We start from the raw sequence: 12815 nt of genomic DNA, 5'->3' as shown, positions 1-12815 counted from the left end.
CGCTTCTTCTCTGTTACAGCCCGGACTTCAGGCTGGCTTCAATAAATCTGTCCAGATCACCGTCCAACACGGCCTGGGTATTACGGGTTTCCACCCCGGTGCGCAGATCCTTGATGCGGGAATCATCCAGCACGTAGGAGCGGATCTGACTGCCCCAGCCGATATCCGACTTGGCATCTTCCGCGGCCTGCTTCTCGGCGTTTTGCTTTTGCATCTCCAACTCAAACAGCTTGGCTTTCAGCTGTTTCATTGCCGTGTCTTTGTTCTTGTGCTGTGAACGGTCGTTCTGGCACTGCACCACGGTATTGGTCGGAAGGTGGGTAATACGCACCGCAGATTCGGTTCTGTTAACGTGCTGACCACCGGCACCCGAGGCGCGGTACACGTCGATACGCAGATCGGCCGGATTGATGTCGATCTCGATGGAGTCGTCAATCTCAGGGTAAACAAACACAGAACAGAATGAGGTATGGCGACGGCCACCCGAGTCGAAGGGCGACTTACGTACCAGACGATGCACGCCGGTTTCGGTTCTCAGCCAGCCATAGGCATATTCACCGCTGAACTTGATGGTGGCACTCTTGATACCGGCCACATCGCCGTCTGAGACTTCGATAAGTTCAGGATTGAAGTCATGTTCTTCACCCCAGCGCAGATACATGCGCAGCACCATGTTGGCCCAGTCCTGAGCTTCGGTACCGCCGGAGCCGGACTGAATGTCCAGATAGCAGTCGGATGCGTCCTGTGGACCCGAGAACATACGGCGGAATTCCAGCTCTTCCAGGCGCTTTTCCAGATCGCCCAGTTCACTGTTGGCATCATTGAAGGTTTCTTCATCTTCCTCTTCAATGGCCAGCTCCAGCAGTCCCTCGACATCTTCGAGGCCCGCATCCATATCGTCTATGGTCTTAACCACAACTTCCAGCGCCGAGCGCTCTTTACCCAAGGCCTGAGCGCGCTCTGGCTCATTCCATACTTCGGAGCTTTCCAGCTCGCGGCTTACTTCTTCCAGACGCTCTTTCTTGGCGTCATAGTCAAAGATACCCCCTAAGGAGCATTGTGCGGTCGGCAAGCTCCTTGATTTTGTTTTTTACCGGATTGACTTCAAACATGCGATTTCAACTTTCTTTGGTGTTAAGGACGTAGCAAACGAGGGATTTTAACCCAAGCAGCCGCTGAAACCTATGCCACTGCGGGCAGAAGCTTGATTTTTTTTCGCCGGTACTGCATTCAGAGCCGGTTCCGGTAAAACATCTGACACACTCTAGCGAATTCCGCGGTGAAAAAACTGTGACAAAAAATCAAATATGCCAACTTAATCAACAAATGAATCAGGTGATCATGCCGAGCAGCAGCCTTCAATGACAAACGATACCTGCAGCCATCTATTTGAAATTTCCATTGTCAGGGAGTCAATGATTTTTCAGCAAAAACTAGGCCTTCGAGCCAATGATGCGTACCCTTTTCAAGAGCAAATCATCTCGAATCTGCTACCGGTATTCTTCATACCTCAACCAAATAGCAACATACTCCAGCGTGCTTTTCCCGACTGACGCATTGAAATCCCAAGCGACAACTTCACCTCAGTTTAGTGCGCAGATATCTGTCAGCAAGATCTCCTGCCGAGCCAGATCACACTGAGTAAAATCCATTTTTCAGACAAGTGCACAGACTCGCCAAGCTTTGTGAATTCCCCGGCAAAAGCCTGTTCCAGCTCAATGAAGCAACTCACTCGATCGATATACTGCATAGTTATCAGCTTAATTAGTCCCTACTTCACCGCCATCAAGGTGAGCAAATAACAAGGCTGCCCATGTTTGAGATCTATATCGACGGCCAGGCCGTCAGCGCCTTTGAGGGCGAGACCCTGTTGCAGGCGGCCCAGCGGGCCGGCATCGACATTCCTTGTCTGTGTCACCATACAGACGCCCACGCGGCTACCACAGAAGGCGCTGATGAACACCTGTGCCAACTGACCCGGCTCGACCAGATAATGGCCGACGGTGACAGACCGCTGCTGGCCTGCTCGACTCCGGCGATTGCCGGGATGCAGCTCAAGAATCATACCCAGGCAGTGCACAGCCATCGGCAGCAGACGCTGAAACGGATATTGAAAGATCACTTCGCCGATTGTGAAGCCCCCTGCCAGCAAGCCTGCCCGGCAGGCGTTGATGTGCAGTCTTACCTGTATCACATAGGTCAGGGCAACCATACAGAAGCGGTGCGGATCCTCAAGCAGACCCTGCCTTTGCCACTGTCTATCGGTCGGGTCTGCCCGGCATTTTGTGAAAGTGCCTGTCGCCGCGCCCTGATCGATGAGCCACTGGCGATACGTCAGCTAAAACGCCACGCCGCCGATCTGGACTTGGCCGATACCGAACCCTATCAGCCGCCCAAGGCCGCCCCCAGCGGTAAGAAGGTGGCCATAATCGGTGCAGGTCCCGCCGGGCTCAGTGCCGGTTTCTTCCTCGCCAATCAGGGCCATGAAGTGGACATCTTTGAGGCCGCTCCCAAGGCCGGTGGCTGGCTAAGATACGGCATTCCAGAATATCGCCTGCCCAAGGCGATACTCGATAAAGAGATAGCGCTGCTGGAGCGCAGCGGCATTCGCATTCACACCAACACAGCCATAGGCGAGCAGATACGGCTGCCGAAACTGGTCGAGGAGTATCATGCCCTCTGTCTGGCGATGGGCGCGCAAAAGGCTGTGCCACTCAACTATCCCGGCAGCGACCTTCCCGGCTGCTATCTCGGGGTCGACTACCTTAAAGATCTGGCAATGGATCACCAGTTGGTCACTGGTAAGAAGGTCGCCGTTGTCGGCGGCGGCAATACTGCTATCGATTGTGCCCGCAGCGCCAGACGCCTCGGCGCCGAGGTGACACTGATCTACCGGCGTACCAAAGAGGAGATGCCGGCCGAAGCCTTTGAAATTCATGAAGCTGAGCAGGAAGGTATCCACTTCCTGCTACTGACCAATCCTGTGGCCAACCATGCCGCCAGTGACGGCCGTCTTGCACGAGTCACGCTGGAAAAAATGTCTTTGGGTGAACCGGATGCCTCCGGCCGCCGCCGACCTCAGCCCAGCGGCGAAACCTTCGACTGCGAGTTTGATACCCTGATCGCCGCCGTGTCCCAATCACCGGATCTGGCCTTTCTGCAACAGGCCGAAAACCGTCTGCTGCAAGGTGCTCCGGCGCTCAGCCGCTGGAATACGATCAACGGCTGCGACATCAGCATGAGCACTGGGCTGGAAAAACTGTTTGTTATCGGTGATGTGCGCCGCGGCCCCGCCACTGCGGTGGAAGCGGTCGCTGATGGTCGCCGCGCCGCCGAGGCCATAGACGCCCTGTTCAATAAGGGGCTCAGTTGCCCACTGACGCCAGTGGAGTTCAATGCCAGCAAGGCGATAGGGCTCAAGTCCCAACAGGATTTACCCAAAGATCTTTTCCCCTCACAGGTGAAAAGTGCCAGAGTCAAGATGCCGGAACTGCCGGTGGCCGAGCGCCTGAGTAACTTTGCCGAAGTAGAGCTGGGACTGACGCCGCAAATGGCCGAAGCCGAGGCCAAACGCTGCCTCGAATGTGGCTGTCAGGCCAATATGGACTGTCGCCTGCGAGACTACGCCAGTGAATACAAGGTCAGCAGCCAGGGCTTGCTAGAGCAAGATAGCAGTGGCGAATCGGCACTGCTGGCCAGACACTTTGCCCAAGACTTGAGTGCGCCCTTTATCCGTTTCGACGCCAACCGCTGCATCAGCTGCGGTGCCTGCGTTGACATCTGCCACCGCCGCAGCGGCCACAAGGCGATCAGCTTTGAGGCCGACCAATTCTCGGCGCTGCCAGGAGGCAATAGCGAACGCCGGGCCCCCAGAGCCGGTTTCAGCGTCTCCATGGCCGACAGCGATTGTGTTCAGTGCGGCAACTGCCTGCAGGTATGCCCGACCGGCGCCTTGGTAGATGCCCGCCACAAGACCCAAGGACAAGCCCCCGACATCAAGGTGACCAGCACCATCTGCACCTATTGCGGCGTCGGTTGTCGCATCCGCTTCAAGGTAGACACTAGCCAGAATCGTATCCTTGCGGCCGAAGGTGATGTGCGCTCACCTGTGAACCAGGGCATGCTCTGCGTCAAGGGTCGCTTCGGCTTCGACTTTATCAACAGTAAAGAGCGCCTAACCCAGCCACTGATACGCCGTAACGGCAAGTTGGAACCCTGTAGCTGGCAAACGGCCATCAGCTATATTGCCGCCCACTGGCAAGAACAATTGGAACAGTTTGGCCCGAGTTCATTCGGCGCACTGGCATCCGCCAAGGCCACCAATGAAGAAAACTTCCTGCTGCAAAAGCTGTTCAGAGCCATTATCGGCAGCAACAACATAGATCACTGCGCCCGCCTGTGCCATGCCTCCACTGTGACCGGGCTCTACGATGCCCTCGGCAGCGGCGCCATGACCAATGACATTCCCGGCATAGAGGATTCAGATCTCATCTTTATCCTGGGCTCGGACACCGACTGTGCCCACCCCATCATTGCCTCGAGGATCAAGTCGGTCGTCAATCGCGGCAAGGCCAGACTCCTGGTCGCCGATCCCAAGCGGGTCAGCATAGCCGACAGCGCCGAGCTGTTTGTGCGTCATCGCCCCGGCACAGATGTGATGCTGCTCAACGCCATCATGCAGCAGATACTGCTCAACGACTGGCATGACAAGGCCTATATCCGCAGCCGCACCACAGGCTTTGAGGCCTTGCGCGAAGAGCTGTTGCGGCCGGATTACAGCCTGGAGCAGGCCGCCAGGGTGACAGGCGTCAGCAGCAGCGAAATAGCGGCTATGGCCGAAATGCTGGGCACCGCCAAAAAGACCGCCCTCTACTACGCCATGGGGATCACCCAGCACACCACTGGCCATGACAATGTCACCGCCATTGCCAATTTGCAGCTATTGCTGGGTAACCTCGGGCTCGACGGCGCCGGGATCAACCCTTTGCGCGGCCAGAGCAATGTCCAGGGTGCCTGTGATATGGGCGCCCTGCCCAACTATTTCAGTGGCTATCAACGTCTGGATGACGATGCTGCGCGGCTGAAACTGGCGCGGGCCTGGGGCACTGACAAGCTGAGCCCTGAGACAGGCATTCCGGCCTCTCATATGATGCAGGCGATTTTGGATGGCCGGCTGCAGAGCCTGTTTGTGATGGGCGAAAACCCGGTACTGAGCGACCCCGACCAGGCCCATGTGCTCAAGGCACTGAATAAGCTGCCATTTTTGGTAGTGCAGGATATATTTCTCACCGAAACTGCCGAAATGGCCGATGTGGTATTGCCGGCAGCAGCCTTTGCCGAAAAGCGCGGACATTTCACCAATACCGAGCGCCGGGTTCAAAGGTTGGAAGTCGCCTTGCAATCGCCAGGTAGTGCCCGCCCGGACTGGCAGATACTGCAACTGCTGGCCAATGCCATGGACGCCGACTGGCACTATGGCGATGAACAGGCAATTTGGCAGGAAGTCACGGCCCTGACTCCCAGCTACGCCGGGATCAGTTGGCACAGAACCACGGATAACCCAGCCGGGTTGCAATGGCCCTGTCCAGATGAGCTGCACCCGGGTACCCGGGTATTGCACCGCAACAGCTTTACCCATGGCAAAGGGCGACTGCAGCCGGTCAATTATCGTTTACCGGCTGAGCTGCCGGATGATGACTATCCCTTGATGCTGTCGACCGGACGCCTGCTGGAGCAGTTCCACACCGGCACCATGACCCGTAAAACCGCCGGACTGGACGAACTCGGCTCCCCCAGAGTGATGATCTCGGTTGAGGATGCCGAGCGTTTGGGCGTCGGCAAGGGCGACTGGCTCAAACTGGAAAGCCGCCGCGGTGAAATCTTGATTCAGGCCTTTGTCAGCCGCCGGGCACAACCTGGCGTCTTGTTCCTGCCGTTCCATTTCGTTGAGGCGGCAGCCAACAAGCTGACCATCAATGCGCTGGATCCCGTGGCTCACATTCCCGAGTTCAAGGTATGCGCCGTAAAGGCTGAGCGCGCCGAGGCGCCTTTGGCTTCCTAAACTTAAACTGAGTTCCATAAAAAACGGCGCCTGATTGGCGCCGTTTTATTTTTCTTTAGTTGCTCATTCCTGCAACTGAGCTCTCAAGCAAGATTAGACTCTGAACTGATTGACCAGTTGTCCCAGGTTATCGCCACTGTGGGACACTGTCTGGCTGACTCTGGCCGCTTCTTCGCTGGAATGCAACAGCTCGGCGACTATCTCCTGAATCGCATAAACGTTGCGGTTGATCTCCTCGGTCACCGAACTCTGCTCTGTGGCAGCGGTGGCAATTTGAGTACTCATATCATTGATGGAAGTCACCGAGCTGGTCACCGCCCCCAGACTTTCGGAAATCAGCCTGGAAGATTCGACACTGCGATGGCAGCTTTGCTGGCTCTCTTCCATGGCCGCCACCGCCTGACTCACCAGACGATGCAACTCACTGAGCATCTCGTTGATCTCCAACGTACTGGCCTGAGTGCGGCTCGCAAGACTTCTCACTTCATCGGCCACCACGGCAAAGCCGCGTCCTTGCTCACCGGCACGGGCCGCTTCAATGGCTGCATTGAGTGCCAACAGGTTGGTCTGTTCAGCGATGCCGCCTATCACAGACAGCACGCTATTAATTTTCTGCGACTGTTCATTAAGCGACTGAATATGATCGGCGGCGCTGTTGATCTCTGCCATCAAGGTGGAGATTTCGGTCAGCGAAGTATCGACACACTCCTGAGCCTTAGCCACTTCATCAGTAGCCGTGTGAGTCGCTTCTGCGACCTGAGTGGTGTTCATCGCCACTTCCTGAGCGGTGGAAGACATCTCGGTAATGGCGGTCACCACCTGATCGGTTTCATTGTTATGGTTGGCCAACTGCGCCGCTATCGCCTGAGTCTGGGAGTGAATCGAGCCAGCCGCATCCTGCACTTCATGAGTGGCCGTAGTGACATCACGAATGATACGTTGCAGCTTGTCGACAAAGCGATTAAATGCCTGCCCTAACTGGGCAATTTCATCTTCACCGCGCACCTGCAAACGCTTGGTCAGGTCCCCTTCCCCTTGAGCGATATCATTGAGGTTATCCAGCATGTTGCGAATAGGAGTCACTGTTCGCTGAGCAGCAAACAGAATAAGCATAGCTGTGATCAGAGTGATGACTATGACTATCATCAGCGTCAACCATAACTTTTCTTCCATATCTGCCAATGCCGTCTGCCGATACTCTGCTACAGAAGCCTCAATATCATCCACATAAGCGCCGGTACCGATAATCCAGTCAGTTCCGGGGATCATCGCGGCATAACCTATTTTTTCCACCAACTCATTGGTGCCGGGTTTTTGGTAGTAATAAGTAAGGATACCGTCACCATTGCGGGCTGCATTCAACAAACCCACTATGATCTTGGTGCCTTTGGGATCTGTCATGCCGATCTGATCTGTTCCTTCCAGATTAGGCAGTAAGGCATGAAACAAATTTTTGCCATTACCGTCGTAAACAAAGAAATAACCGGCGCTGCCAAAACGCACATCCCGTAAGGCCGCCTTATAGTCTCCGCCCTGACCGCGCTGAAAACTGACAATCTCTTTGGCGACTTCGGTCACATGCACCAACTCCTGACGCCGCTCGTTAAGCAGCTTTTCTCTGAAGTTGGTAATTTCGCTTTCCAGCGCATCCGATTCTACTGTCCAGGACGCCAGCATCAGCACAATGGAAACCGTCAATAATGGTAACAGGGCAAGTAAGAGTAACTTATTTCGTAAACTTAGACTGGACACTTAGGTTTTCCCCCAGGAAATGGAATCTCTACAAATTATAGTAACTTTGTTTACCTTAAGTTCAGACAAAAAAATGCCCGAGATCAAAATAAAACCATTTGTTTACATAGAGAGAGTCAAAACAGCGCCCATAGCCGCAAAGCCGAATACCAAAAATACCAAAGGTAAACGCCATAGCTTAAGCAACATAAAGCCGGTCAACACCATGGCGATATCAATCGGACGGGTCACGGCACTGGTAAATACCGGCTGATAGAGAGCGCTCACCAGCAGACCAACGACAGTGGCATTGATCCCCATCACCATGGCCGCCATTTTCGGGCGCTCGGCAATTCCCTGCCAGCCGCGGATCACCGCCAGCAACAACAGGAAACCGGGCAGAAAGATGGCTAAGGTTGCCACTAAAGCGCCAACAAGAGCATTTTGCGGCCACAATTCAGCCCCCAAATAAGCCGCCAAACTGAACATGGGGCCGGGAACAGCCTGTGCCAGTGCATAGCCGGTAAGGAACCTATCATGATCTATACTGTTTGCCAGCTGACTCTCAAGCAAAGGCAGTACCACATGGCCGCCGCCAAATACCATAGAGCCGGTCTGATAAAACTGTTTGAATAGTTCAGCCAGAGGATGAGCAAGTAAGGGACCTGTAAGCAGCAATAAAAATAGAAATATCAGTAAAGCACTCCAGTTAAGCTGCATGCTTCCCGGCTTGGCCGGCGCTGGTGCATCACGATTGAGCCAGAAAAATCCGACAATGGCACCGGCAAACAACAACAGCAACTGGGTCAAATTCCCTGGCCATAACAGCAGGATCACTGTACTCAACAAGGCCAACACCTGAGTGGTGCGGTTGCGACAAAATTGCTTGAACATCCCCCAGGCGGCATCGGCGACCACCACTACAGCCAATAACTTGAGCCCGGCAATAACCCCCTGAAATAAATCACTGGAGAGGTATTGATAGCTGCTGACAGCCAACAGAAACATCAATAGAAACGAAGGTAAGGTAAAGCCGATAAAGGCCAGTATCGCCCCGGGAAGGGCACCGCGGCGGTAACCTATGGCAAAACCGACCTGACTCGATCCCGGGCCGGGCAAAAACTGACTCAAAGCCACCAATGACGCATAATCTTTATCATCAAGCCAGCCTAACTCTTCGACAAAAGTCTTGCGAAAGTAACCTATGTGCGCCGCCGGGCCGCCAAAACTCACCAGTCCCAATGAAAAGAAACGAACAAAAATCTGCCACATCTGTGTTAGCTCTATACTTGTTTGATCTGGCTCCATTGTATGACATAAGTGTGACACTTATCTTATATTCATAGGCTTAGTCTGTAGGCGTACGGCAAGACAAACAAATGAACAGGCAACTGAGAATCAGTCATAGCCTCTCAACTAGCTGTAATTAAAACAAAATAGCGGTAAATCTTCCCTGAATCGCGACCTCCCAACACGTCGGCAAGTGTATCCGTTCAGAATCAACCACGTATCTTGGCTGTCTTAAGACCACCGCCAGGCGCAAACCCGCAACATAATTCAAACAATTAATATTTATTCAAAAGCGATTAACAAGGATTATGCCCATAAGCCCAAACCAACCAGGCTAAAAATAAACCACAACAAAAACAATCACCAATCAGAATGCTAACCAAAATACACCAACTGTCATTAAGCTGACTAGCAACACTTTTGACACTCGTCAATTTTAATCGCATAGATATTCACAAAAACATCAAATACAATCACCACAAAAGAACCAAAAACATAATACTTTTGTAGCATTTTGTAACTTGGTTAAATTTTTACAGACTTTTAACAAGTGTTTATTTAGATTCAATGAAAGTTCGCAGGAAGTAGAAGTAAGCTATGAAGCTTTGGTGGTACGCGATATTGATGCTTGGCCTTCAGTTGCACCTGACTGCAGCAGCTGAAGAAAATGCGACGGAAACTATCCCTGTGGATGAGTTCAGACTCGCCCTCGCCCTGGGATATGGTCGGCTGGACAATCCCAGAGTGCATGCCAAGCCGATAGAAACTTTCCTGCTACCATCCTGGAGCTACTACTCAAAACGCTTCTATCTGGAAAACTTTACACTGGGCTACAGCCTTCATGAGTCGGACAACTTGCTATTCGACCTGCAAACCAAGCTCAATGAGGATGGATTCTTTTTCGAGTTTGATGGGCTTAACAAGTTGTTTTTAAGCGACATCATAGGCTTCTCTCCCTACAAGGCGCAGGTCATACGCCCCAACAGTAACAGCGAACCTATCCTTAACGAAATCAAGCGTCACATCTCCTATCTGGGCGGAGTTTCCGTCACCTGGGTCACGCCCTACACAGATATCAATCTGGGCATGTTTCACGACATTTCCGGGGTACATGACGGCAACGAATTGCAGTTCAGATTAAGAAAGAGCCTGCTCTACTCATGGGGGGCTCTGGGATTTGAGCTGGGCGCGATTCGCAAGAGTGAATCCCTGGTGCGTTACTACTATCAGCTAAGACCTGAAGAAAGCGGCCCGCTGAGACTAAGCTATTCTCCCTCGGCCAGTATCAATTATCACGCCCGCCTGCTGGTTAATCTGCCACTGTGGCAGGATATTAACCTGGTAGCGGTAACCGAATACACCTGGCTTGACTCGGGGATCACCGACAGTCCCATGATAGACAAGGATGGCTATCTCTCAGGTTTCATCGGTTTGAGTTATCGGTTTTGAGGCTTCTATGAATCGATGGTTACTGTGGTTACTCATGCTGATAAGTCCCTGGGCAAGCGCCTTGGGGGAAGATCTTTGGCTGGCGCCGGATACCTGCGCCATGACCAATCAGGAATCCGAGTGCAAACTGCAACTGCAACTCGAGTTTCACAGCCAACAGCCTCGCTCTCTGTGCCTGTGGCTGGCCCACAGCGCAGCACCTTTGACCTGTTTTCATCAACGCCGAGACTTCAGTTATAAACTGCAGCTAAGCCTGGCCCGGGATACACTTATCGAGCTCAGGGATCAGCAAAACCGTACCGTTGCCAGCCGTTTGCTCAGAGTGGCTATCTATGAGCCCGCCAGCCGCAGACGGCGGGGCCTGAGTTGGGATCTGCTATGAAAGAAAAAATACTCCTGATCGAGGATGATCTGCCACTGGCAGAGCTGATCTGCACCTATCTGACCAACGAAAATTTCGAGCTGGTTCATCTGGACAATGCCGAAGCCGCACTCGCCCGTCAGGACAGTGACAGTTTCAGCCTGATCCTTTGTGATGTAATGCTGCCCGGTGAAGATGGCTTTTGCATCTACCCTCGTTTGGCGGCCTGTTATCCCTGCCCACTTATCTTCCTCACCGCCCGCGACAGTGAGGGCGATCAGATCCTTGGGTTGGAGCTCGGCGCCTGTGATTACCTGCTCAAACCTGTGGTGCCTCCCTTGCTGCTGGCACGAATACGTACTCAACTTCGTAACCGCCAACAGCTGCCAGGACGTAAAGCTTTGTGTCTGCACGATCTACAGCTTGACCCTAACCAGCAGCAGGTGTTTCTGGCGGGCTCGGCGCTGACCTTTACTACCAAGGAGTTTGAACTTCTGTGGGTGTTTGTTATCAACGCCGGACGAATATTATCGCGGGAGTACCTGTTTGAGCAGTTTATTGGCCGTACCTATGATGGCTTGGACAGGGCCATAGATTTGAAGGTCAGCAGGCTGCGTAAACGCCTGGATGAACTAAAGATAAGCGGTCTGCAGATCACCACAGTGCATGGCAAGGGCTACCTGTTCAACTACCAGCCCAATCAGGCCATGACCAGGGCTCGGGCATGAAATTTCAGTTCTATCGGCTGTTCGGTTTTCTGCTACTGTCCTGCTCCCTGCTGCTGTGGAGTTTTGACCAGTTGACAGAACAATACCGCAGCGAAGAAGCCAGTTATTTAATCTCGGTGGACGACTTATTGCAGACCCGGGGTCAAGGCGCGCATCTGTCGACTCTTACCGCCGGCAGCCTGGCACTACCCACTAGCCTGAGGCAGTTACTCAATGAGGGACAAACCCTGGCACTGCGTCACTCCAGCGGTGAGCTCTACTACTACAAGCAAGGCTCAGGCACTGAGCTACTCAGGTTTGGCCCGGTAACAGAGAAGCAAGATAAAGAGGATACCACCAGTTTGATCTTGCTCGGTTTCTACTCCAGTCTGGCTCTGGTTGCCATCTTGCTTATCTGGCCTGTGTTTCGCGATCTCCATACCCTGCAACAAAGCGCCATTCGCTTTGGCCATCAACCTTCGCTGCAACCGCTAACCATACGTAAAAGCTCGGCTATCTTTCCGCTGGCTCAGGCGCTTTATAGCATGAGCCACCAGATAGTGAGTTTTGTCCAGATGCATAAAGAGTTATCCCATACCATCTCCCACGAAGTACGCACTCCGCTCGCGCGGATGCGCTTTGCCCTTGAGCTGAGCAAGCAGCAGATGGAGCCTCAATACGCAGCGCGCCTGGCCCAGGACATAGACGAGATAGAACAGTTGGCTGCCAACTATCTCTCTTTTGCCCGCCTGGAGCATAAACAGGGAGAGCTGTGTCATGTATCACAATCCATCGCAGACTTTATGCAGACTCTAGAGCAAAAATACAGCCTCTATGGCCGTGACTTTCAGATAGGATTCCACTCTGTGCCGGGCCAGGCACAATTCGATAAGACGGCAATGAATGTGGCCTGCCAGAACCTGATCCAAAATGCCATGCGTTTCGCCGAAAAAGAGATACAGGTGAGTTTCGAGCAAAGCGAAAGCCATAACTGCCTCAGAGTCGAGGATGATGGCCCGGGCTTTGAAGACAAAGGGAAAAAACTACTGGCGGCCTTTGCCAGAGATGCCAAACAGAGTGATGGCAGCGGCTTTGGCCTGGGGCTTTATATAGTGCGCAAGATTGCCATCTGGCACGGCGGCCGACTGGAGCTGAGCCACTCGCAAACTCTGGGCGGCGCCGCCATCAGCCTGTATTGGCCAAGAGAATAGACGCC

Annotated in this window: 8 protein-coding genes; 5 read left to right on the top strand and 3 right to left on the bottom strand. The window is 53.3% G+C overall.

From position 1 onward, the window contains the following. Window positions 1-13: 13 nt before the first annotated feature. A protein-coding gene (prfB, locus tag CX651_RS01235) for a peptide chain release factor 2 (RefSeq protein WP_162173410.1) occupies window positions 14-1112 on the bottom strand; the annotation gives its coding sequence in 2 pieces (ribosomal slippage) (window positions 14-1036 and window positions 1038-1112; 1098 coding nt in all). A gap of 701 nt (window positions 1113-1813) precedes the next feature. On the opposite strand from prfB, the gene fdhF reads away from it, so the two are divergent. Further along, window positions 1814-6061, top strand: a complete 4248-nt coding sequence (fdhF, locus tag CX651_RS01225) for a formate dehydrogenase subunit alpha (RefSeq protein ID WP_101052846.1) — start codon at window positions 1814-1816, stop codon at window positions 6059-6061. A 93-nt stretch (window positions 6062-6154) separates the two neighbouring features. On the opposite strand, the gene CX651_RS01220 is transcribed toward fdhF, so the two are convergent. Both CX651_RS01220 and chrA read right to left on the bottom strand, forming a co-directional pair. Continuing rightward, entirely contained in the window at window positions 6155-7813 is a 1659-nt protein-coding gene (locus CX651_RS01220) for a methyl-accepting chemotaxis protein (protein WP_101052844.1), read from the bottom strand. 102 nt (window positions 7814-7915) lie between these two features. Further along, window positions 7916-9064 (bottom strand): chromate efflux transporter, encoded by a 1149-nt coding sequence (gene chrA / locus CX651_RS01215; protein WP_101052842.1) that lies wholly within the window; start codon window positions 9062-9064, stop codon window positions 7916-7918. A gap of 615 nt (window positions 9065-9679) precedes the next feature. Here chrA and CX651_RS01210 point away from each other — a divergent pair. From CX651_RS01210 to CX651_RS01195, 4 genes are read left to right on the top strand one after another with little or no spacing between them, the layout of a single operon-like run. Beyond that, window positions 9680-10531 carry a MipA/OmpV family protein gene (locus CX651_RS01210; RefSeq protein ID WP_101052840.1) on the top strand — a complete coding sequence of 284 codons (852 nt, stop codon included), beginning with the start codon at window positions 9680-9682 and terminating at the stop codon, window positions 10529-10531. Window positions 10532-10538: 7 nt separating this feature from the next. After that, window positions 10539-10913: a DUF3019 domain-containing protein gene (locus CX651_RS01205; RefSeq protein ID WP_101052838.1), complete on the top strand. Its 375-nt coding sequence runs from the start codon at window positions 10539-10541 to the stop codon at window positions 10911-10913. Beyond that, the gene (locus CX651_RS01200) at window positions 10910-11620 is read left to right on the top strand and encodes a response regulator transcription factor (protein ID WP_101052836.1); all 711 of its coding nucleotides are present in this window, start codon (window positions 10910-10912) and stop codon (window positions 11618-11620) included. Before CX651_RS01205 ends, CX651_RS01200 begins: the two co-directional genes overlap by 4 nt. After that, a complete protein-coding gene (locus tag CX651_RS01195; RefSeq protein ID WP_101052834.1) occupies window positions 11617-12810 on the top strand; it encodes an ATP-binding protein in 1194 nt (397 codons plus the stop codon). The genes CX651_RS01200 and CX651_RS01195 overlap by 4 nt, the downstream gene beginning before the upstream one ends. The last annotated feature ends 5 nt before the right edge of the window (window positions 12811-12815 follow it).

Source organism: Shewanella chilikensis, from assembly GCF_002836945.1.
GTDB classification, from domain to species: Bacteria; Pseudomonadota; Gammaproteobacteria; order Enterobacterales; family Shewanellaceae; genus Shewanella; species Shewanella chilikensis.
The sequence above is the reverse complement of the archived record's forward strand: the minus strand, read 5'-3'. Positions and strand labels throughout refer to the sequence as shown.